The sequence below is a fragment of the Flavobacterium riviphilum genome (genome assembly GCF_055231795.1).
This window is the reverse complement of record NZ_JBUYSY010000018.1, coordinates 11,984-34,529: the sequence shown is the minus strand read 5'-3', so window position 1 is coordinate 34,529 and position 22,546 is coordinate 11,984. Positions and strand designations below refer to the sequence as shown.

The window sequence follows — 22,546 nt, the reverse complement described above, 5'->3', positions numbered from 1 at the left end:
TTACCTTTTTGTTATGGTTTGAGAAAAAATCTACCCTAATAAAGTGATGATTTGAGAGGCCAATTCGGTACCAATTCGGTCTTGTGCTTCTCCAGTAGCTGCTCCAATGTGAGGAGTCAACGATACTTTTGGGTGCATCAAAATGGTCATTTCAGGTTTGGGTTCGCTTTCGAATACGTCTAATCCAGCAAAGGCTACCTTACCTGAGTCTAATGCTTTTAGTAAAGCCACTTCATCAATTACACCACCACGGGCACAGTTGACAATACCTACGCCGTCTTTCATGGTAGCCAATTCAGCTTCACCAATGATGTAGCCGTCTTGAGCAGGTACGTGTAAAGTAATAAAGTCAGCTTCTTCAAACAAAGATTCCAATGATTGAGAAACAATAGTAGTAGTAATGGATTGACCATCAAAAAACTCCACCTTAACGTCTACTTGTGGAATAAAGCTATCGGCAGCAATAACTTTCATACCTAATCCCAAAGCCATTTTGGCGGTGGCTTGACCAATACGGCCAATACCAACGATTCCTAGGGTTTTGCCACGTAATTCGGTTCCATTGGCGTAGGCCTTCTTTAATTGCTCAAATTGAGTGTCGCCTTCCAAAGGCATGTTGCGGTTAGAATCATGTAAAAAACGCACACCAGTGAAAAGGTGGGCAAATACCAATTCGGCAACCGATTCAGAGGAAGAAGCAGGCGTATTAATTACGTGTATCCCTTTACTTTTAGCGTACTCTACATCAATATTGTCCATACCAACACCGCCACGACCAATAATTTTGATACCAGGACAAGCATCGATAATGTCTTTGCGTACTTTGGTTGCACTTCTTACCAAGATTACGCTCACGTTGTTTTCATTAATAAAATTGGCCACTTGTTCTTGGGCAACTTTGGTGGTGATTACTTCAAAACCACCTTTTTCTAAAGCTAGAATTCCACTTTTTGAAATTCCGTCATTGGCTAATATTTTCATTTTGTAATAGGCATTTGTAAACACAAGAGAACTTGTGTTGTGTAGGTTTAATTATTTTTTTATGGAAAAGATAGGCAAAACGCTGTTATACTTTTTGTTCTAACGCTTGCATAACGTCTACTAATACTTGCACGCTTTCTAAAGGCATGGCATTGTATATCGAAGCTCTGTAACCACCTACCGAACGGTGTCCTGGTAATCCAGATATTCCGGCAGCTTTCCATATTTCATCAAAGATAGCGGTGTGAGCAGGATCGTTGAGTAAGAATGTTACATTCATATTCGAACGGTCTTCAAGAGCGGCAGTACCTTTGAACAGAGGATTTCTGTCGATTTCATTATACAATAAGGCTGCCTTTTCGTTGTTAATTTTTTCAATAGCCGCTACACCGCCAAGGTTTTTAAGCCATTGTAGTGTAAGTAGGGAAGTGTATACAGAAAATACCGGTGGGGTATTGTACATGCTTCCGGCATTGATATGTTTGCTGTAGTCCAACATACTTGGAATGTTGCGACCGTTTTTACCCAAAATAGATTCTTTAACGATTACCAAGGTGGTACCTGCAGGACCCATGTTTTTTTGAGCTCCTGCATAGATGATGTCAAATTGAGTATAATCAAGTACTCTAGAGAAAATATCCGAACTCATATCACATACCACGGGAATGTCGAGTTTTGGGAAGGTTTTCATTTGGGTACCAAAAATAGTATTGTTACTGGTGCAGTGGAAATAATCGGCATCACTAGGAACTGTGTATCCTTTAGGAATATAACTGTAGTTTTGGTCTTTGGAAGAAGCCACGATTACGGTCTCTCCAAAAGTTTTGGCTTCTTTGATGGCGGCACTAGCCCAAGTACCTGAATCTAAATAGGCAGCTTTGCCACCTTCTTTCATCAAATTAAAAGGAGCCATGATGAATTCTAAACTGGCACCTCCTGCCAAAAATAAGGCTTGATACCCTTTGTCTGTAAGGCCTAACAAATCTAAGGCTAACGCTCTGGCTTCGTCCATAACCGCAACAAAATCTTTACTGCGGTGGGAAATTTCTAAAATCGATAATCCGGATTGGTTAAAATCTAAGACAGCTTGTGCTGCTTTTTCGAAAACTTCTTGTGGTAAAATACTTGGTCCTGCGCTGTAGTTGTGTTTTTTCATGTGTAGTTATTGTCCGAAAATTTAAAAATGCAAATTTCGATAATCCAACTTGAAAACGAGCTGAATTATTCGAAATAATTTAAGGTATTTGTATTATAAAGTTGTTAAAAATGAAATGGTATCCACGTTATCTGCGTAATCCCATAATTTAGGCTGTTGTGTTTGTCCAAAGGTAATACTGCTTGAGGTGAGTTGGTTAGAGACTATACATTGAATTTTTTCATGGTCTTGGTCTAGTTTTTTGGCTAGGCTGTCCAAATCGTCATAATACTCATAAAAAACGCTCGAAATAGGCGAGCTATAACTACTGTCTTCTTTTAAGGTTAAAAATCCATTGTCCAGCAATTTAAAATCACTCATCAAAAATACGGCCTTGTTGTAGTCGTAATTATTGACATACTTTTCGTAGGATAGCACCGTTTGGAAGCCGAAAATGGCTTCAAAAAAAGGAACAAAGGAATAGGATTGGGGTACAAAAAGTTTTGAGACATTGCGGCATCCTAAACCAAAATAGCGAAAGATATCTTCCCCCAGTAAGGCCAATTGCTCCGGAGTTTCGTTTCCTGTTAAGACAGCTACTGAGTTTCTGTTTTTGCGAATGATCGAAGGTTTGTCTTTGAAATAGTATTCGAAATAACGTGCAGTATTGTCGCTACCTGTAGCAATAACAGCGTCATAGGAGCCAAGTTTGCCGTCTACAAAAGTGATAGAATCCGCCAATTCTGGGGCTATGTGAATCAGGTACTTGGCCAAAAAGGGCAACAAATGAGCATCGTTAGAGGAGGTTTTAACTTGTACAGAATGGCCACTGAGTAAAACACATAGAAAATCATGAAACCCAACCAAAGGGATGTTGCCTGCTAAAATAAGGGCTACGGTTTTGGGTTGTACTTTCGAAAAATCATAATGAGTCAACCACGCTTCTAAGTTGTCTTCCGTTAAGGCATTGGCCCAAGATTGGAAAGCAAAACAAACTTGCTCGGGAGTAAACCAGCCGTTATGAGAGGCAGAGGAGGCGATCAAAGACAAACATTCCTCGTAAAAAAGCGAAGAACCTGCTACTTCAAGTGGTGTGGGAGCATCTAGGGAAGGAAATTGTTTTAAGAATCTTCCTAGGGTAAGGAATGCTTTTTTTTTGGCTTCTATTGTCATAAGGCTTGTGTATGAAATCTTTTGATTGTAATTTTGCGCAAAATTAAGCTTTTTACAAACCAAAATCAAAAGTTGTTTTTTTGGCATCATTTGTTCCTAAAAGGCAATTTAAATTTTAAAAAAATAGTTAAAAATGGCAATTATTATTACCGATGAATGCATAAACTGTGGGGCTTGCGAGCCAGAATGTCCAAATACTGCGATTTATGAAGGAGCAGACGATTGGCGTTATAAAGACGGGACAAAACTAACAGGTACTGTAGTGCTTCCGGATGGCACCACTATTGATGCCGAGGCACCACAAAGCCCAATTTCTGACGAAGTATATTATATTGTTCCAGGTAAATGTACCGAGTGTAAAGGATTTCATGATGAACCTCAATGCGCGGCGGTATGCCCTGTAGACTGTTGTGTGCCCGATGATAATCATGTGGAATCCGAGGAAACCTTGTTGAACCGTCAAGCGTTTTTACACAACGAGTAATCACATGTGTCTTTGATATAAAGAAAACCTGAGCACGCTCAGGTTTTTTTTATGCCTAGTAGCCATTCATTGGGATAGAGTTTTTTTTGGAAATTAATTTTAAATGAATACATTTAGTGACTGAAATCGTAACGGTAAACGCTGGCCTATGACTATAATACTACTCTAAATGAAAAAACTTTTTTTTCTTTTCTTATGGACCACTTCTATAGGGATTTTGGCTCAAAACACCGAGCGAAAATTACTGGTGAAAGATATCGAAACACAGCTTCCTATTGAAGAGGTGACTGTTTTTGTAACCAAAACGAAACAATTGCTCCAAAGTAACAAGGAGGGTGAGGTGCGTTTTGTATTGAACGGATTATCCAATTTGCAATTTTCACATCCGTCGTATCAGACACTGACCCTGCGTTCTTCCAATGTTTTTAAAGGTGATAATGTAGTCTATCTCAAAAGCAATATCAATATACTTGACGAATTGGTACTCACTCACCAACATCCCCAAAAAATATTGAAGGCATTGGTCAAAAATTCAATGGAAAAATTGAGCATGCCTGCTCGATTAAAAATGTACAACCGAGAATTTTTTGCCCTCAATGGCGTAGATAGCTATTATACGGATGGTTTGTTAAATTTTCAATTGAATAGGGATAAAAAAGAGTATACGGCAACTATTTTGGTGGAACAAAATCGTTCTTTTGGTTTGGTGGATATTGATGTAAGTCCTGATTTGTTAGGGTACAATTTGAATACTATTGTCAAAAATCATTATAGTTTTTCTTACCTGAATCCTATTTTGGATCCCAAAGCCAAGGAGGATTATTATTTTTTAGTGCGTTCCTATGCGGCCAACGAAGGTTGTTATCTTTTAACTGCTACACCACTAGATAATGCTAAAGAGGCGGTCGAGGAATTCAGGGTAGTCTATGATGTGAAAAATAATATTATTGTAGAAGTAAGTGGGCAATTAAAAAACAACAAAACCAAGCGCGTACAGTCTGGGTGGGTAGCAAAAGAAATATACAAATCCAATTTTAAAACGACCTATCGATTGGATAATAACAATTATTATTTGTTGAGTAGTAAACAGGAAATTGGATTTGAAAAACCGTATAACAATGAGAAAAAACGGTTGGAAGTTAAAAATTATTTAATTACAAACCATTTTAGTAATCAGCATTTTACCTATCGTGAACCACAAGTGTTTAAAGAGAAAGCACTCATCAATAAAGGGAATAGTATTTTGACGAATTACTGGGATTTTTCAGGCTTGGCTACCACCGATGAGGAAGAAGCAATCATTGCTCGTATTGCTAAAAAAATGTAATCACTTTTTGAGAGCAACTTGAGCCTTAGTATCGGGCTTGAAAAATGGTCCCGATTCCGTCCTGAATTTTCAGTATCGGAACGGGATTGTGATTTACCCTGAAGTTTCAGAATTGTCATTTAAAATATAGAATATAGAATATAGAATTTAGATTATAGATTATAGATTATAGAATTTAGACTATAGATTTTGGAATTTGGAATTTGTATTTTGGAATTTAGACTATAGACTATAGATTTTGGATTTTGGAATTTAGATTTTGGATTTTGGAATTTAGATTTTGGAATTTAGACTATAGATTTTAGAATTTGGAATTTAGACTATTGATTTTGGAATTTGGAATTTGTATTTTGGAATTTAGACTATAGACTATAGATTTTGGATTTCGGAATTTGGAATTTAGAATTTGGAATTTAGACTATTGATTTTGGAATTTGGAATTTGGAATTTGGAATTTGTATTTTGGAATTTCTATACATTGATTTTTATGACCAACCTATATCAGGGACGTACAACTCACCACTCACAACCCACCACTCACAACCTACCACTGATAACCCACAACCGACAACTCACCATTAACCATTAACCATTAACCACTCACCATTCCCAACTCACTCTTCATGTTTTTTAGCCACTACTACATAGGTGTCGTAAGCATACGTTTTTCGGTCGATAATTTCAACAATTTCAAAACCTTTGAGGTAGAGAAACAATTGGATTTCGTTCAAAGTAAAAACTCTTACGGTAGAAAAATCTTCTGCAATAATTTCTTTTTCTTCGTGTGATTGGGTGTAGTATAAAGCGGTCCATTCCATCATGAAATTATCGGCGGTTGTAATTTTCCATTGACTGTCTCGGTAATAGGTGATGCCGTTGTATTCGGCTTGATGCGAAATTATGGGGTGGGTTTCAGTATATGGAATGTAGCGATTGGCATCGATAAAGTCGAAGACAAAAAGGCCATCTGTGGTTAAATTTTGAGCTACCGAATCAAAACAATAATAAATGTCTTCATTAGTGAGTAGGTAACTGGTGGAGCGGCCCGTAATGAGTATCGCTTCTACTGGGCTGTCTAGAACAAACTCACGCATATCGCCATGGAGAAAGGTGCTTTGTGAGGTTCTTTTTTGTGCAATGGCCAACATGTCTTCGCTGGCGTCCAAGCCAATGTAGTGGTGCTGGTTTTGGCAAAAGCGTATCGCCAGGTTGCCTGTGCCACAACCCAATTCTAAAACGGAAGAAGCGCCGTGGGTCTGTAATATACGTTGATAAAAAGTGTACTCTTCGTCATAATCAACGAAGCTTTGGTACATCACATCGTAAATTTCTGCCATCTTATCGTTGAACAAACTAGCCATAGTTGGGTTTCTTGTGTGTTAAAATTAGAATGGGATGTTTTTTTTGTACTACGGATTCTGTACTAAAGGTATAAAAAAAATGGAGTGGTTTGACGCACTCCATTTTTTTGGTTTTTGAATTTTAAATAATTAAAAACGGTAATTCAGTGAAAGGTTAAGCATGGTGCCTAATTGACTAAAGTGGAAGCCATCATAAGTCATTTGTGAATATCTACCGTTGAAGGTTATCAAATTAAATTGATTTTTTCTTGCTACAGGGTCGGCTAAAAGCTTTGCTCCTTCGGCATTTTCAGCTACAAATTTCCACTCTGGAAGCACATTTAAAATATTGTTTACATTTAAGGCAAGTGTTAATTTATCGGTAGCATTAAAGTTGATACCTAAATCAGTCACTACTTTAGGAATGAATTCTGTTTTTAGGTTGGCTCGTTTAAATGCATCAGAAGTTACGGGTGCATTTGGATCGTTGGTAGCCAATCCATCTTGATTAAAGGTGGTTTTGCCAAAATAGGTATTGTTTAAAGAGAAACCAAACTTACCAATTTCATAATTGGCCCCTAAAATCCATTTGGTATCAGGTCTAGAAGTAAAAGTTAAGGACTCTAATATAGGTCCGAAAGAGTTGTTTCTTACATCAGAAATTCTTTCATTTTGAAAAGTAATATTTCCGGATAAGTTAAATCCTAGTTTACCAGCCCCAAGTAGAATGTTGTTGTAGTTAGCAACTACATCCAACCCGGAAGTTCTAGAGTCAAAAGAGTTAGAGAACCAAGCAACATTGGAAACTACGCCTAATATTGTTTTATCTTGTCTATCGCCCAAAACAATACGGTCGGCTACTTTGATGTTGTAATAATCTAGAGTGAAGTTGAAATTTTTAGAAGGTTTTGCACCAATTCCCACAGTTATGTTTGTGGATTTTTCTGCTTTAAGGGAGGGGATACCTAATAGTCTTGCTTGTGGCGACACGTTATTGATGATACCGCTTACTTGTATACCTTGTCCGGCTACAAACGAGTATTGTGCTTTTTGAGTATAGATTTGGTGTAAAGTTGGAGCTCTGAAACCAGTAGAAATAGATCCTCTTAGAGTTACTTTGTCTTCTAAAAATTTGTAGCGGCTGCTCAATTTCCATACGGTAGCTCCTCCAAAATCACTATAGTTTTCATGGCGTACGGTTCCGTTTACTAAAAAGTCATCAGTAATATCTACGGCTATATCTCCATAAAAACCAATGTTATATCGATTCCATTTTCCAGAATTTTCTGGACGATTACCGGCAAACGAATCGGCTCCAATGCCATCCCAAGACGCTTTGTCGCCTTCTACTACTTCAAAATTTTCGGTTCTAAACTCAGAACCTAGACCAATGCTAATATAGTCGGTTAGGTTTTTGGAAACATCAATGTTTCCTACTACATGATTGAATTTGGTCCCTCCAGGTTTGAAGGTAATAGGGCTGTTTTCTTGGTATACATTTTCGCCATTGGCATCTAAAATGCTAGAACGGTTTTGCGAATTGGTTACGGAATAGATTTGGCTGTTGCCTCCAAAAGTGATGCTGGCATCGGTATTCCAACCATTGGTTTGGTTTTTAAAGCCAAAAGTGCCATTGTAATCATTCAAATCTCCAATGAATGTTGGTACATATCCTTCATAGGATGCGGCTGTGCCATCTCCAAAAAAGTCTTTCAAATAAGGGTAGTCGGCCAAGGTTCTCCAATAAGGGGTGCGGTAATTGGCGAAAGAATTGACTTTTTTGTATACATAAGCGGCATTAAAATACATTTGAGTATGTTCGCTCAAATCGCTACCTCCATTGAATAAAAACTTTGCGGCTGTGGTTTCTGGCGAACCGTTGATGTTGCCCGCATCTGGATGTTTAGCTAAAAAGGCTTGTACGTCGGCTAAGCTAGCACCAAAATCGCCTGCTTCTCCATCGGCATCTACTTTGCCTGGTCGGTTGGCTAAATTAACTTTAGAGAAATCGATAGTGTAATTGAGGAATCCATTTTGGCCAATTTTGGTACCGCTGTTTAAACTAGCTCCCAACATTTCACCATCTCCTTCGCCCGTGATACCACTTCGAATGGTTAATGCACTTTGGTTGATGTTTTTCTTTAAGATGATGTTCATTACTCCAGCAATAGCGTCCGAACCGTATTGGGCAGAAGCACCGTCTCTTAAAATCTCAACACGTTCAATGGCATCAGTTGGAATGGCAGAAATATCAGCCCCTGTTTCACCACGTCCTGGCGAGGTTTGTACGTATACTAAGGAACTCAAGTTTTTACGTTTTCCATTAATCAAAATCAAAGTTCTACTAGGTCCCATATTTCTAATTTCATACGGATCCAATAAGGATGTGGCGTCGTTAACTGGGGTTTGTACCGTGTTGAAGGATGGGATTTTGTATTGTAGCGCTTTGTCGAAAGTAGCTTGACCTGTGGATACTAGATCTCGAGAAGATAAAACATCGATAGGGAGTGCGGTTGTAGTGTTGCTTCTAGGAGCAGTACGGGTTCCGGTGACTACAACTTCCTCAAGGTTTTGAGCACCTTCCTCTGATAATACGATATTGAGCACAGTTCCGGCAGTAGTTTTAGTAACAGTGGTATAGCCAATATAGCTAAATTCCAAAGCAGAATCGTCATTGATACGGATTTTGTACTTTCCTTCAAAATCCGTAGTAGTTCCGTTTTTAGTGCCTTTTTCTAAAACATTTACTTCCGGTAGAGGATTGCCTTTTTGGTCTTTGACAACGCCGCTTACTTCTTTTTGTGCAAAACTGATTAGGGTACACAATAGAAAGCAGAGTAAAGAGAATTTTTTCATGTTGAATAATTTGGTTAGTAAATAGTGTTTTCTAGTTACAGTAAAAATATTAAAAAAAAGTTAAAAAATGTTTTTTATGTTAATAAAATTAGGTTTTTACTAAAAAAATAAAAGTTTTAAATTTTTTAGTTTTACTCCTTAATTAAATTAATGGATTATTAAATATTTGATAAAAAAGTCACAATGTGAAATTTTTATCATAGGAATGTTATTTATATTAATAATACTAGTTGTTTTTTATGCTGATTAAAAATTGTAAATAATGCAAAATCAAATTGGTTTTATAGAAAGGAAATGTTAAAAAAGCATGACCACAACGTTTGCCTAATTTTATTTTATTTAATTGAATATGATAGAGCAAAAGGTTTTTTTGTTTTTAAATAGAAGTACGTCTTTTTGCTTACTTTTAATCGGGACGGGATTGGAATTTGTAATTTCTATAAATTGACTTTTGTGGTCAACCTATATCAGGGACGTACAAATTTCTAACCTCTAATTTCTAATTTCTGATTTCTAATTTCTGCCTTCTAATTTCTGCCTTCTAATTTCTACCTTCTAATTTCTGCCTTCTAATTTCTGCCTTCTAATTTCTAACTTCTAATTTCAGGGCTATTTACGAGAATAAACGTATATTTGTTCCCTCAAAAATAAAACATACCTTTTTGGTCAAAAATCGATTGTAAAAACTATCAAAATGAAAGCAGGAATTGTAGGCTTACCTAATGTTGGAAAATCCACCTTATTTAATTGTTTGTCAAATGCTAAAGCGCAAAGTGCAAATTTCCCTTTTTGTACTATCGAACCTAATATAGGCGTAGTCAATGTACCCGATCCACGTATCGAAAAACTCGAAGCCCTAGTGAAACCGGAACGCGTGCAAATGGCAACAGTAGACATTGTGGATATTGCCGGATTGGTAAAAGGAGCTAGCCGCGGCGAAGGTTTAGGAAATCAATTTTTGGGAAACATCAGAGAATGTAATGCCATTATTCATGTGTTGCGTTGTTTTGATAATGACAATATTGTGCATGTAGATGGTAATGTGAATCCGATTCGTGACAAAGAAACCATCGATATCGAATTGCAATTGAAAGATTTGGAAACGGTGGAAAAGCGTTTGGAAAAAGTAAAAAGAGCAGCCAAAACGGGTAATAAAGAAGCGCAAGCAGAAGAAGCCTTATTGAACCGCATCAAAGAAGCACTATTGCAAGCCAAATCGGCCAGAACGATAGTGCCACAAAATCAAGACGAAGAAGTGTTGATGGAAAGTTTTCAGTTAATTACCAATAAACCGGTGCTTTACGTGTGTAATGTTGACGAAGCGTCTGCTTCAAAAGGGAATGCTTACGTAGACCAAGTACGCGAGTTGGTAAAAGACGAAGAGGCAGAGGTAATTGTACTTTCAGTGGGAGCCGAAGCGGATATCACCGAATTGGAAAGCTATGAAGAACGTCAAGTTTTTCTTGAAGATATGGGGTTAACAGAACCAGGAGCTTCGGTGTTGATTCGTGCAGCCTATAAATTGTTAAAACAACAAACCTATTTTACGGCAGGAGTAAAAGAAGTGCGTGCCTGGACTATCAATATTGGAGATACGGCTCCGCAGGCCGCTGGTGTAATTCATACCGATTTTGAAAAAGGATTCATCCGTGCCGAAGTAATCGCTTACGAGGATTTTATTCATTATGGTTCTGAAGCCAAATGTAAGGAGGCAGGAAAATTTAGAGTAGAAGGAAAAGAGTATGTGGTAAAAGATGGAGACGTGATGCATTTTAGATTCAATGTCTAAACTCAAATAATAATAAAAATAAAAGCCCCAAATATTATTTTTGGGGCTTTTTGTATATCAGTGCTTATGGCGATGCCTTAAAATCCCTCCATGGGCTTCTTTTATAAATTGAATATAAGTAAACGCCTGTGGGTCGATGGTTGCTATTTCATCTTTCAGGCGCAGCAATTCTAATCGGGTGACGATGGTGACAAGTATGTCGCAAGCTTCTTTTTTTTCAAAACTTTCGGGAAGAAATCCTCTTTCCCCCTTCAATACGGTAATGCCTTTGCCGTATTTTTTTACAATCAATTCCTTTAAAACCTCACTTTTGGAAGAGATAATATGAAGAGCGGTGTATTGCTCTACACCATGCGAAACATAATCAAGGGCCTTTACAGCCGAAAAATAAGTAACGATAGAATATAAGGCGATACTGATGCCAAAGGTCCAAGCGGCTGTTAAAAACAACAAAGTGTTCATAGCAAAAATGACTTCCGAAACATTGAAACCAATTTTACGTGTGGTCAATAAGGCCAGAATTTCGATACCATCGGCTACCGCGCCACTGCGAATGCATAATCCCATGCCTACGCCTATCAAACAGCCGCCAAATAAAGCGATCAGCAAAGGATCAGAGGTGATGGCTTCAAATTCGAATAGGGTCATACCGATGGCGATAATCAAAAAGGTAAACCAACTTTGAATGGCAAAGGTGAGCCCCAAAAGACGATAGCCTAAGAAAAGAAAGGGGAAATTCAATACCAATACAAAATAGGCAAAGGGCCAATGTGTAATTTCATGCAGTAATATGGAAATACCGATAATGCCTCCGTCTAAAAACTTATTGGGAATCATAAATCCTTGCAAGGCCAGAACGATTAAGGTAACCCCTATGAAATTCAGAAAGATATTTTTTAAGTTTAAGATTTCTTTCCAATCGATTTGGTGATGTAGTGCATCCATGTAGTAATTATTACTATTCTTAATAAAAGTAAGAATAAATTTTGTAAAAGCCACAAAACCAATTAGTTAAAATTGAAAAACTGTTTTTTTGAAGCAACAAATGATTAGCAAAAATCACCTATAACACTTTTTATTGAATAGTTTAAGCCGATGCAAATATGTAAAAGGCAAGGCTTAAAATCGTAATCCTTAAAGGATTTTTATATTAGGAATAGCTGGATATATTTTTTTCCAATACCGAGAAAGTTAGTGGCTCAGCAGTGATAGGATGGAAATCATTGCTCTCAGGAAAAGGAAGTCGCTTGCCTGTATCTGTATAGCCATGGCGTATGTACCAAGCCAAGAGTTCTTTGCGAACACCTATAACCGTCATTTGAATAGTTTTTAATCCCAATTTTTCTGCGTGATCCTCAGCAGCCTGCAAGAGTTGTTTGCCTATTCCGCTGTTTTGTAATTCGGGCGATACGGTGAGCATTCCAAGATACAATTCGTCTTTTTTGGCTATCAGTAAGACACTACCAATGATTTTTTCATCACGGGTAAATTTCAATAAAGTATGGTTGGGCATGGACAAAATCGTAGTCAATTCGGCTTCACTGGTTCGGGTGCCTTCAAGCAAATCGGCTTCGGTGGTCCATCCTTTTTTAGAGAATTCTCCACGATAGGCTGAGTTAATCAATACCGATAATTCTGTAACATCTGCTAGAGTAGCTTGGGTAATCATGAGTAGTAGGGATTAAATTAGGGGGAATTATTCTTTGGGTAATGGAGCACCTACCGCAATATCACAACGGTGTTTGGGTTGACCATGAGGTGGATTCATACCTTCTGGTGTGGGTGCTGCCTCTGGGCTTGTGGCTAAAAGCGGTGGTACGGTAGTAGTAATAGTTGTAGCTGGAGTGCTAACCACTGTAGTCTTCGGAGCAGTCGCAGTTTTGGCTACTGGAGAATTCAATGGCGCACCTACCGGAATATCACATCGGTGTTTGGGTTGTCCGTGAGGAGGATTCATACCCGGTGGCGTTACTGTTGTAGTGGTAGCCACTTTGGCATTTGGAGTATTCACAACAGTGTATTTGTACTGATACATGACACTTTCTTTTTTTTCTTCTTTTCCAACATAAGCCGAATTACTTGAAGGAGCTGGTGGAGTAGCAGTTGCAGGAGTGGCAGCCATTTGGGTAAAAGGAACGACATTGGTGCTGTTGTTGGTAGCCGTTGTTTCTGCTTCTTTTTTACAGGAAAAAAGAGCTAAAGAAGACAATAAAAACAAAGAAAAAGACGCTTTCATGGGTACATCGTTTTAGAAAGTTCAAATATAAGTTTTTTAGGAATTCACTGCTTACCTCAGGTTTAAATTTAAAAAATTAGTAAGTAATAAAGGATTTTTAGCAAGAATGCAATAGTTCTCCAAACAATGTTTATTTTTGAGAAATCACATTACATATCTCGTATGAATAAACAACTTCTTTTAGGAATTCTTTCGCTAGTTTTATGTGCTTCGGGAGTAGCACAAAAAGGTAAAACGCCAGTCGTAACCGATTTAAATTCTCATTTTAAAGTAGCCAAGTGGCGTTCCATTGGTCCTTTTCGTGGAGGCCGATCTGTTGCGGCTACTGGTGTTACCTCTGATCCCTCAACCTATTATATGGGAACTACAGGAGGGGGATTATGGAAAACACAAGATATGGGGCTAAGTTGGTTTCCTATTGGAGAAGGCTTTTTTAAAACAAGTTCGGTCGGGGCTATTAGTGTCGCAGAAAGTGATCCTAATGTAATTTATGTTGGGATGGGCGAACACGCCGTAAGGGGCGTGATGACGCACCACGGTGATGGAATGTACAAAAGTACCGATGCTGGGAAAACATGGAAAAAGATAGGGTTAGACGCGACCCAACATATTGCCCGCATTTGTATTGATCCTAACAATCCAGATATTGTGTATGTAGCGGCTCAAGGGGTACTTTACGATAAATCTTCTGAAAGAGGGGTTTATAAAACAACAGATGGGGGCAATACTTGGCAAAAAGTATTATTCAAAAACGATCAAACTGGGGCTGTAGAACTTTCTATGGATGCCACTAATTCAAGAATTTTATATGCTGCCCTTTGGGAACACGGAAGAAAGCCTTGGCAAGTGATCAGTGGTGGAGCGGGCAGTGGGCTTTACAAATCATTAGATAGTGGACTTACTTGGACTCCTTTAAAAGAGGGGCTTCCAGCGGCAATGGGAAAAACGGCTATAGCTGTAGCGCCTTCCAATCCCGAAAAAGTGTACGCGCTAATTGAAAGCGATTGGGAAAAAGAAGCGGGGGGATTGTATGTCTCTAATGATGCGGGGAAATCTTGGTCTCAGGTGACTACAGATCATCGATTGATCCAACGAGCTTGGTATTATATCGAGTTGTTTATCGATCCGAATAACGAAAATACAATCTACGTCATGAGTGCTCCAGCAATGCGCTCTACTGATGGTGGAAAAACTTGGGAAGACATTTCCAAAACGCATGGAGACTATCACAATTTATGGATCAATCCTAAAAACTCCAATAACATGATTATTGCCGACGATGGAGGAGCTGCTATTAGCTTCAACAAAGGCAAGTCCTGGAGTAGTCAAAATACCTATCCTACAGGTCAGTTTTACCGAATAGCGGTAGACAATCAGTTTCCATACCATATTTACGGAGGGCAACAAGACAATACCTCGGTTAAAATTAGCAGTCGAAACCTAAGTGGCAATGGAATTAGTGAAAAAGATTGGACCGCTTCTGCTGGTGGTGAAAGTGCTTTCTTGGCTTTTGATCCTGCCAATCCAAAATTCGTTTTAGGGGGAAGCTATCAAGGAACCATCGAAGTATTGGATACGCAAACCAAAACTAGTACTAATGTGATGGCAACGCCAATTTTGTATTTAGGACGCGATGCCAAAGACATGAAATACCGTTTCAACTGGAATGCACCTATCATTAGAAGCATGCATGAACCCAATACTTTTTATCACGGTTCTCAATTGCTTTTAAAAACGGAAGATTTAGGGCAGAGTTGGACAGAAGCTTCGCCAGATTTAACGCGAAACGAAAAAAGCAAACAAGGCAAACCCGGAGTCCCTTTTACTAATGAAGCCGTTGGAGCAGAAAATTATGGAACCCTAAGTTATATTCAAGAATCCCCTCTGGAAAAAGGGGTGCTATATACCGGTAGTGATGATGGTTTGGTTCATATTACTAAAGATGGAGGTAAAACTTGGCAAAATGTAACTCCAGCGAATTTGGCGGAATGTCTCATCAATGCCATTGAAGTGTCTCCTTTTGATAAAGCCACGGCTTATGTGGCTACAACGCGATACAAATTCAATGATCACGCACCCGGATTGTACAAAACCACAGATTATGGCAAAACGTGGAAAAAAATCAACGAGGGAATTCCAGCGAATGCTTTTACCCGCGTTGTTCGCGAAGATGATACCGTAAAAGACCTATTGTATGCCGGAACCGAATTAGGGATATTTGTTTCTTTTGATGGCGGACTGCATTGGCAATCTTTTCAAGGGAATTTACCGCTAACGCCTATCACTGATTTGAAAGTACATCAAAACAATTTGATTGCGTCAACTTCTGGAAGAGGGTTTTGGATTTTGGACGATTTAAATCTCATCCGTGAATTTGCGAAAGATAATACATCAGGGAATACCCAAAAAGATGCTTTCAAAATTTTCACACCCAATCCGACTTATATAACCAATAGCGGAAGCGAATTAGACCAAACCGATGCCGAGTTTACAGGTATGGGAAGTACACGAGGGGTAAATCCAGCTTCTGGAGTAGTACTGTATTATCAATTGGCTGAATTGAAAGAAACGGATGAAGTCAAAATGCTAATCAAGGATAAAGCTGGAAATACGATTCGAACCTTCAGCTCAAAAGCCGATCCGTCCTTTAAATCCTATGATGGTGGCCCCAAAGCGGATGCTGTATTGTCTAAAAATAAAGGCCTCAACCGTTTCGTTTGGGATTTGCGATATGCGCCTTTGGTAGGGATTCCAAATGTATATATTGAAGGAAGTTATGAAGGACATAAAGTAGCCCCTGCTGATTATACCGTTATTATCAAAACGCCAACGCAAGAATTATCAACTCAAGCTAAAGTATTAGCCAATCCTTTGTTTGAAGCTACAGACAAAGCCTACCAAGAATACCACGCGATGAAATACGAGATGGAACAGACATTCAATGAGATGCAAACCTTAATCAATACGTTGTATGCGAAACAACAGCAATTAGCTACATTAAATGCGCAATTGGCCGCGTATCCCGAACAAGCTGCAACACTAGCAGAAGGGAAAAAAGTGCTTCAGAAAATGAAAACTTGGGATGAATCGATGGTGCAAAGAAAATCAAAGGCTTATGATGATGTAGAAAACTTTCCCAACAAGTTCAATGCCGATTTCTTATACCTAATCAATCAATCCGAAAGCGTTGTTCCTAAGGTGACACAACCCGTAAAGGACTTGTGGAAAGAATACCAAACCAAATGGCAACAATTAAAAACCGAAGGCAATCAAATCCTCAATCAAGAATTGCCTGCTTTCAACAAAAAATTATGGGAAGCTGGTGTAGGAGGCATTTGGACCAAATAAGATAAATGACTTTAAACTTAAGGCAGTGAATGGATTTCGTTCACTGCCTTTTTTTATGATTTCATTTTTTTTTTTTTTTTTTTTTTTTTTTTCAGCAACGCAATTTGCCCTAAATGATGGTGACAATGCTCTATTACACCGATTAAGTTTCTGTAGTAGTTTCCATATTTTGCTTCTACAAAATCCTCAAAAAGACATCTATCAGGCAATTGTTCTATCAATGTCGCAAAAAGTTGTACTTCTTCCCAAGATTTATTTTTCAATTGTTCCCAACCGACATCGCTAATAATTTTTTGGCTTTCAAAGCTAAAATTATCTTTAATATCAATACTTCCGCACGGTAAAAAAATGTTTATTCTCTTTGATAGGAGCAAATAACTCTGCTATAATTTGCGTTGGGACCTGCACTTCATTAGATCTCTTGTAGTTTAAAGAAACACTAAAAGAGGATTCCATAGTGGTCAGGGCTATACCACAAGTTGTTGTTTTCAGATCACATTCTTTTTATGCGGAAAGAAATATTTTTTGTTTTTTTTAACATTAAAACTAAAAAGTCTAAGTGTTTAGTTAATAAAGTTAAATGAAAAAGAATGATTTTATGAGTTTTGTAAATTTGCAAGCGATTTAAAATCAATATAATATGAGTTTTTGTATCTAATATACTGAAAATCAAAATACAACATCTCAAAATTTTAATAAAAAACTATGAAATCAAGACTTTCAATTTTAACAATAGTAGCACTCCTTTTTTTCGTTTCCTGTTCTTCTAATGATGATGAAAATCCGAAGGGTTCTTCCAATTCTATTATTAATGTTAATAATAGCATCTCCGAATTAAACAAAAGAATAAGTCTCGAAAACTCGGGTGTTGTAGGCATAAACAAAGTAACACCAGTAGGTAGATCAGCAAGCGATAGTAATGATTTTCCTCTGGTACAAATTGCTGAGGTAAATGCACCAAAAGATGAATCGGGAAGACAATTACAAGCCAACCATGTAGCAGTGCATGATAAATATGCTTATGTAGCCTATACTTCGCAAGGAGAAATTTATTCTGGAGCCGTAGACGTAATAGACATTACAGATCCTTACAAACCAAAAATTGTAACATCTGCTTTGATAAAAAATACCGATATCACTTCATTAACCTATGCCAATGGCAAATTGTATTTAGCGGGAGCAACCGATGTTGATAAAGATCCTACACTTACTAGCCCAGCAATTGTTGTTGTATTGCAATTAAACAATGGATTGCTTACAGAAAATTATACAATTGTACCGCTTGAAGGTCAAGTAACAACAGATGTTGTTGCTAGTGATAATGCTTTTTTCTCTGTAACAGGTGATAATGGTAAAGTGTTTAAAAATGCGATTGGGTCAAATCAATTATTAACTAGTATCGCCCAAAACGATTTGCGTTCAGCATTACTAGATCAAAATGAACTATTTGTTTTAAGTGGTACCAAAGGAGTAAGTGTTTACAAAGAATCTGATGGTAGCTTTTTACGTTCTTTTAGTACTACAGTAGATGTTCCTGAAGCTAAACGTACCATGGATGTGTCTGGGCAAAAATTAGTGATAGCCGAAGGGTTTAGTGGGGTAGGAGTGTATAACAAAACCACGGGGCAAAAAGTGCAAACACTTCCAATTGTATCGGGTATTGGAGGAGGAGTATTGGATCCCAATGATGTGGTAACCAATGCTGTTTCAATTAATGATGACAAAACTTTTGTGGCCAATGGTGCAGCTGGAATTTCAGTTTACGAAAATGACAATCAATTAGATTGGTTAGGTAAAATGGATATTGTTGGTTCTTCGAATTACGTAAAAACAAAAGGAGACTATATTTATGTAGCTAGTGGAAAAGGAGGATTGAAAATCATAAAAATGGAAGGAAAATCCAAACCAACTGCTTGTGTAGGATATCCAACTTACACCGGTAGTGCTAATTTGATATTGAATTCAAATCAAAATGCATCCTATTCAGGAAGTACAGCTTTATCCTCAATCATTGTTAATTCTAAAGCAACTTTGATTCATTGTGGTGCTCTTTCAGTTCAAAATGATTTAACTCTCAATAGTAATGGTACTTTCGAAATGAGTGGTACTTTGAGCCAAGGACGTTATGGACAAAATACCCGATTAACCATTAATAGTAATGCCGAGATGAAAGTGACGGGAGCTGTAGTGATTTATGGCGATTTGGTTTTAAACAGTAATGCTAATTTGACTTTTGTTGGTTCAGGCTCTTCTATTACTATTTATGGAAAGGTGACCAAAGGAAGTAATGTGAAAATCACTGGTAACTTCACAGACACGGAAAATAAATTATAAAATTAGTTAGTTGTTAGTTTTAAGCGCTCAGTCTTGTAGAAAACGAGACTGAGCGTTTTTTTTCTATTCTATTTTAGCCAACACAAATTTGTGTAATTAGAGTGATCTGTGTTGATTCATTCTTTTCACGTTCATTGGTGCAATTCGTGTTTTCTATTTCATTTTAGCAATACAAATCTGTGCAATCTGAGTAATCTGTATTGATTCATTTTATTCGTGACCATTAGTGCAATTCGTGTTTTCTATTTCATTTTGGCAATATAAATCTGTGCAATCTGAGTAATCTGTATTGATTCATTTTATTCGTGACCATTGGTGCAATTCGTGTTTTATTTTTTAGGTAACACTAATCTGTGCAATCTGAGTAATCTGTGTTTATTTATTTTATTCGTGTTCATTGGTGCAATTCGTGTTTTATATTTTAGTCAACACAAATTTGTGTAATCTGAGTAATCTGTGTTGATTCATTTATTCGTGTTCATTGGTGCAATTCGTGTTTTATATTTTAGTCAACACAAATTTGTGTAATCTGAGTAATCTGTGTTGATTCATTTATTCGTGTTCATTGGTGCAATTCGTGTTTTATTTTTTAGGTAACACTAATCTGTGCAATCTGAGTAATCTGGGTTGATTTTTTCTATTCGTGTTCATTGGTGCAATTCGTGTTTTATACTTTAGACAACAAATTCTTTAAGCTTTTGTATCTTTAACTAAAAAACAAAATCATGAGGATACGCATTTCTTTTGATCGATACGAAGCGCATAAACGATATCGTGACATTGCGGCAGATACACATAAAGGACTACAGGGACATGCTTTGCTTATAGGTGGTAGTTATGGCAAAATGGGGGCGATAACATTAGCTTCACGAGCAGCCTTGAAAGCGGGTTGTGGACTGGTAACTGCCTTTATTCCCAAATGTGGCTATGAAATCGTACAAATAGCCAATCCAGAGGCAATGGTTATCACAGACAAGGGGGACAATTATATTTCGGATATTACTTTGGGCTTTCAACCTGAAGCCATTGGAATAGGACCTGGTATGGGGCTAGAACCAGAAACTCAAACCGCATTCTTCACGTTCTTAAATCAACAAAAGCAACCCTTAGTTATCGATGCGGATGCGTTAAACGCTTTGGCCCTTCATCCCGAACAATTAAAAAACTTACCCGAAAATTCGATTTTGACTCCTCATGCTAAAGAATGGGAACGCTTGATTGGGCCTTGGGAAACGGAGGAAGAACGTATTCAAAAAGCCCGTCAGTTTGCAGAAAAATATAAAGTAATTGTAGTGTTGAAAGGGGCGCCCACTCACATCTTAACTGGAGACAGATGGTATACCAACACATCGGGCAATGCGGCTTTGGCTACTGCTGGTAGTGGCGATGTGCTCACGGGAATTATCACAAGCCTGTTAGCGCAGGGGTATCCTCCGCTCGACGCTGCAACACTTGGGGTCTACTTGCATGGGGTAACGGCTACTTTGGCCTTGCCTCATATGGGGATTCAAGCTTTCATTGCTTCTAATATTATTGACTATTTAGGACAGGCCTTTATCTTTTTGGAAACAGGAAAAACGGTTGATTTTTAAAATTTTTAGTGATCTAAACAATTTCTAATTTAAATTGCTCATACTGCCTAAGGACTCTCCAATTCCCTATTGGAAGCAGGATGAACAGTAGGGTTTTGTGTTTTGCTATTGGTTATTTTTATGTAAGTGGCTTAAAGATTTTATAATCATTGTGTTGCGTTTTTGTGTAAATTTAGCATTGATAACGCTTAACAATATAAACATGAAAATACGGGGGATACTTTTAGGGCTAAGTTTAGGAGTGCTTGTACCGGTGATAGCGCAAAATAGAAAAGTTAAGTTGCTATTTGATGCAAACAAATACCAGACGCAAGAAATTGTAATGGACGGAAAAAAGAGTAGCGTAAGAGCGTATGAAAATGTGATTTACGTGAGTCAGCCTATTGATACCGCCTATCAAAAAATGAATATTTATATTCCAGAAGCGTATTTTAATAACCAAAAGATCAATGGTTATACTGCTCAAACGGCACCTATTTTTTTTCCAAATAAAATAGGGGGATATATGCCAGCAAAACCCGCATCAACCCACGATAACCCAATGGGTATGCGTCCTCCCATCAATGGCGAAATGCCAGCCCAAGGCAATAGGCCTCCAGAAACCTTACCCCCACTGAATGAAAGAATGGCTTCCAAACCCTTGACCGTGGTAGCTGCATTGGCACGAGGTTATATTGTAGCTTCACCTGGGGCCAGGGGACGAACTTTGCAAGATGGAAATGGAAAATTCACAGGCAAAGCACCAGCAGGAATTGTTGATTTAAAAGCGGCGGTTCGCTATTTGAAATACAATGATGCGCTAATGCCTGGCGATGCGAATAAAATTATTTCAAGCGGGACAAGTGCCGGAGGAGCAATGTCGGCATTATTAGGAGCTAGTGGTGAGGCTATGGACTATGAACCTTATTTGAAGGCCATTGGTGCGGCAAAGGCAAGCGATGCTATTTTTGCCGTTTCCGCTTATTGTCCAATTACCAATTTAGAACATGCTGATATGACGTACGAATGGCAATTCAACGGAATAAACACTTATAAAAAAGGAGGGCCATTTGCCAAAAGCAATGCACAACCGCAAGATTTGACAGCCGATCAAATACAAGTATCCAAAGAATTAAAGGATTTATTTCCTTCTTACCTAAATAGTTTACAACTAAAAGATAAAAAAGGCAACTCGTTAACTTTGGACAAAAATGGAAAGGGTACTTTTAAAACCTTAGTGCAATCCTACGTGAAAGCATCCGCTCAAAAAGCAGTAGATTCAGGAATCAATTTGTCTGAATTTCCATTTGTAAAGGTGGAGCAATCAAAAGTTGTTGCACTCGATTATGAGGCTTACTTGCGATTTATTGGCAGACAAAAAACACCACCTGCATTTGATGCCCTTGACCTATCGAGTCCCGAAACACAACTGTTTGGTACCGAAAGCCTAGATAAGCGCCATTTTACTAAGTTTAGCCAAGATCGTTCAATGGTGCCAGCGACAATTGCAGAACCTCATCTTATTCGTTTAATGAATCCTATGTTTTTTATTGGAAAATCTGGAGTGCGGACTTCTACCCATTGGCGTATCCGACATGGTTCTAATGACAAAGACACGGGTCTTGGAATTTCGGTGATCTTAGCTACCTTATTAGAAAACAATAAACTCCAGGTAGACCTAGCATTTCCTTGGCAAAAAACTCATAGTGGGGATTACGATTTAGAAGAATTATTTCAGTGGATTGACGGAATTTGTAAATAAGAGTAAGGGCTTCCTGAAATTTCAACTTCTAGTAGAAACGGCTCATCCTCCCAAACCAGAAGACAAATCTGTATGTATTACCATTCCCAATAGGAACATGAACCCATTAAAAATAATGTTGTAACCTTAATCGTCTATTTTCTTTCTTCTCATTTCTTTCTTCTCATTTCTTTCTTCTCATTTCTTTCTTCTCATTTCTTTCTTCTCATT

At 37.9% G+C, this 22,546-nt stretch carries 16 protein-coding genes; 7 read left to right on the top strand and 9 right to left on the bottom strand.

The features are described 5' to 3' along the window. Positions 1-30: 30 nt before the first annotated feature. The 3 genes from ACZIX2_RS12735 to ACZIX2_RS12725 form a co-directional block, all read right to left on the bottom strand. Positions 31-981, bottom strand: coding sequence for a D-2-hydroxyacid dehydrogenase (locus tag ACZIX2_RS12735; protein ID WP_463340475.1), 951 nt, complete (start codon positions 979-981; stop codon positions 31-33). Between the two features lie 85 nt (positions 982-1,066). Continuing rightward, positions 1,067-2,137, bottom strand: coding sequence for a 3-phosphoserine/phosphohydroxythreonine transaminase (serC, locus tag ACZIX2_RS12730; protein ID WP_463340474.1), 1,071 nt, complete (start codon positions 2,135-2,137; stop codon positions 1,067-1,069). Between the two features lie 93 nt (positions 2,138-2,230). Beyond that, complete coding sequence (locus tag ACZIX2_RS12725) at positions 2,231-3,289, bottom strand: acyl-CoA reductase (protein WP_463340473.1); 1,059 nt, start codon at positions 3,287-3,289, stop codon at positions 2,231-2,233. 133 nt (positions 3,290-3,422) lie between these two features. On the opposite strand from ACZIX2_RS12725, the gene ACZIX2_RS12720 reads away from it, so the two are divergent. Next, positions 3,423-3,773: a 4Fe-4S dicluster domain-containing protein gene (locus tag ACZIX2_RS12720; RefSeq protein WP_463340472.1), complete on the top strand. Its 351-nt coding sequence runs from the start codon at positions 3,423-3,425 to the stop codon at positions 3,771-3,773. Positions 3,774-3,942: 169 nt separating this feature from the next. Next, positions 3,943-5,100 (top strand): peptidase associated/transthyretin-like domain-containing protein, encoded by a 1,158-nt coding sequence (locus ACZIX2_RS12715; RefSeq protein ID WP_463340471.1) that lies wholly within the window; start codon positions 3,943-3,945, stop codon positions 5,098-5,100. A gap of 614 nt (positions 5,101-5,714) precedes the next feature. Here ACZIX2_RS12715 and ACZIX2_RS12710 read toward each other — a convergent pair. Both ACZIX2_RS12710 and ACZIX2_RS12705 read right to left on the bottom strand, forming a co-directional pair. Then, positions 5,715-6,461, bottom strand: coding sequence for a class I SAM-dependent DNA methyltransferase (locus tag ACZIX2_RS12710; protein WP_463340470.1), 747 nt, complete (start codon positions 6,459-6,461; stop codon positions 5,715-5,717). Between the two features lie 129 nt (positions 6,462-6,590). Continuing rightward, positions 6,591-9,296, bottom strand: coding sequence for a TonB-dependent receptor (locus ACZIX2_RS12705; RefSeq protein WP_463340469.1), 2,706 nt, complete (start codon positions 9,294-9,296; stop codon positions 6,591-6,593). 694 nt (positions 9,297-9,990) lie between these two features. On the opposite strand from ACZIX2_RS12705, the gene ychF reads away from it, so the two are divergent. Next, on the top strand, positions 9,991-11,085 hold the full coding sequence (ychF, locus tag ACZIX2_RS12700) for a redox-regulated ATPase YchF (protein ID WP_463340468.1): 1,095 nt from the start codon (positions 9,991-9,993) through the stop codon (positions 11,083-11,085). A 57-nt stretch (positions 11,086-11,142) separates the two neighbouring features. Here the strand turns inward: ychF and ACZIX2_RS12695 are convergent, their stop codons facing one another. The 3 genes from ACZIX2_RS12695 to ACZIX2_RS12685 all read right to left on the bottom strand — a co-directional run bounded on the left by ACZIX2_RS12695 (position 11,143) and on the right by ACZIX2_RS12685 (position 13,321). Next, positions 11,143-12,030, bottom strand: coding sequence for a YitT family protein (locus ACZIX2_RS12695; protein ID WP_463340467.1), 888 nt, complete (start codon positions 12,028-12,030; stop codon positions 11,143-11,145). 205 nt (positions 12,031-12,235) lie between these two features. Then, entirely contained in the window at positions 12,236-12,754 is a 519-nt protein-coding gene (locus ACZIX2_RS12690; RefSeq protein WP_463340466.1) for a GNAT family N-acetyltransferase, read from the bottom strand. A gap of 27 nt (positions 12,755-12,781) precedes the next feature. Beyond that, positions 12,782-13,321: a hypothetical protein gene (locus ACZIX2_RS12685; protein WP_463340465.1), complete on the bottom strand. Its 540-nt coding sequence runs from the start codon at positions 13,319-13,321 to the stop codon at positions 12,782-12,784. A 162-nt stretch (positions 13,322-13,483) separates the two neighbouring features. Here ACZIX2_RS12685 and ACZIX2_RS12680 point away from each other — a divergent pair, with 162 nt between their 5' ends. Continuing rightward, positions 13,484-16,669: a WD40/YVTN/BNR-like repeat-containing protein gene (locus ACZIX2_RS12680; RefSeq protein WP_463340464.1), complete on the top strand. Its 3,186-nt coding sequence runs from the start codon at positions 13,484-13,486 to the stop codon at positions 16,667-16,669. Positions 16,670-16,722: 53 nt separating this feature from the next. Here ACZIX2_RS12680 and ACZIX2_RS12675 read toward each other — a convergent pair whose 3' ends face one another. Then, positions 16,723-17,043, bottom strand: coding sequence for a hypothetical protein (locus ACZIX2_RS12675; RefSeq protein WP_463340463.1), 321 nt, complete (start codon positions 17,041-17,043; stop codon positions 16,723-16,725). Positions 17,044-17,374: 331 nt separating this feature from the next. Here ACZIX2_RS12675 and ACZIX2_RS12670 point away from each other — a divergent pair, with 331 nt between their 5' ends. The 3 genes from ACZIX2_RS12670 (at position 17,375) to ACZIX2_RS12660 (ending at position 22,336) form a co-directional block, all read left to right on the top strand. Then, positions 17,375-19,003: an LVIVD repeat-containing protein gene (locus ACZIX2_RS12670; protein WP_463340462.1), complete on the top strand. Its 1,629-nt coding sequence runs from the start codon at positions 17,375-17,377 to the stop codon at positions 19,001-19,003. A 725-nt stretch (positions 19,004-19,728) separates the two neighbouring features. Then, positions 19,729-20,595 carry an NAD(P)H-hydrate dehydratase gene (locus ACZIX2_RS12665; protein ID WP_463340461.1) on the top strand — a complete coding sequence of 289 codons (867 nt, stop codon included), beginning with the start codon at positions 19,729-19,731 and terminating at the stop codon, positions 20,593-20,595. A 202-nt stretch (positions 20,596-20,797) separates the two neighbouring features. After that, positions 20,798-22,336, top strand: coding sequence for a subtype B tannase (locus tag ACZIX2_RS12660; RefSeq protein WP_463340460.1), 1,539 nt, complete (start codon positions 20,798-20,800; stop codon positions 22,334-22,336). Positions 22,337-22,546: the final 210 nt, after the last annotated feature.

Coding starts and splice junctions, on each gene's coding strand:
- ACZIX2_RS12735 (WP_463340475.1), bottom strand. CDS start 981: ATGAAAATATTAGCCAATGACGGAATTTCAAAAAGTGGAATTCTAGCT.
- serC (WP_463340474.1), bottom strand. CDS start 2,137: ATGAAAAAACACAACTACAGCGCAGGACCAAGTATTTTACCACAAGAA.
- ACZIX2_RS12725 (WP_463340473.1), bottom strand. CDS start 3,289: ATGACAATAGAAGCCAAAAAAAAAGCATTCCTTACCCTAGGAAGATTC.
- ACZIX2_RS12720 (WP_463340472.1), top strand. CDS start 3,423: ATGGCAATTATTATTACCGATGAATGCATAAACTGTGGGGCTTGCGAG.
- ACZIX2_RS12715 (WP_463340471.1), top strand. CDS start 3,943: ATGAAAAAACTTTTTTTTCTTTTCTTATGGACCACTTCTATAGGGATT.
- ACZIX2_RS12710 (WP_463340470.1), bottom strand. CDS start 6,461: ATGGCTAGTTTGTTCAACGATAAGATGGCAGAAATTTACGATGTGATG.
- ACZIX2_RS12705 (WP_463340469.1), bottom strand. CDS start 9,296: ATGAAAAAATTCTCTTTACTCTGCTTTCTATTGTGTACCCTAATCAGT.
- ychF (WP_463340468.1), top strand. CDS start 9,991: ATGAAAGCAGGAATTGTAGGCTTACCTAATGTTGGAAAATCCACCTTA.
- ACZIX2_RS12695 (WP_463340467.1), bottom strand. CDS start 12,030: ATGGATGCACTACATCACCAAATCGATTGGAAAGAAATCTTAAACTTA.
- ACZIX2_RS12690 (WP_463340466.1), bottom strand. CDS start 12,754: ATGATTACCCAAGCTACTCTAGCAGATGTTACAGAATTATCGGTATTG.
- ACZIX2_RS12685 (WP_463340465.1), bottom strand. CDS start 13,321: ATGAAAGCGTCTTTTTCTTTGTTTTTATTGTCTTCTTTAGCTCTTTTT.
- ACZIX2_RS12680 (WP_463340464.1), top strand. CDS start 13,484: ATGAATAAACAACTTCTTTTAGGAATTCTTTCGCTAGTTTTATGTGCT.
- ACZIX2_RS12670 (WP_463340462.1), top strand. CDS start 17,375: ATGAAATCAAGACTTTCAATTTTAACAATAGTAGCACTCCTTTTTTTC.
- ACZIX2_RS12665 (WP_463340461.1), top strand. CDS start 19,729: ATGAGGATACGCATTTCTTTTGATCGATACGAAGCGCATAAACGATAT.
- ACZIX2_RS12660 (WP_463340460.1), top strand. CDS start 20,798: ATGAAAATACGGGGGATACTTTTAGGGCTAAGTTTAGGAGTGCTTGTA.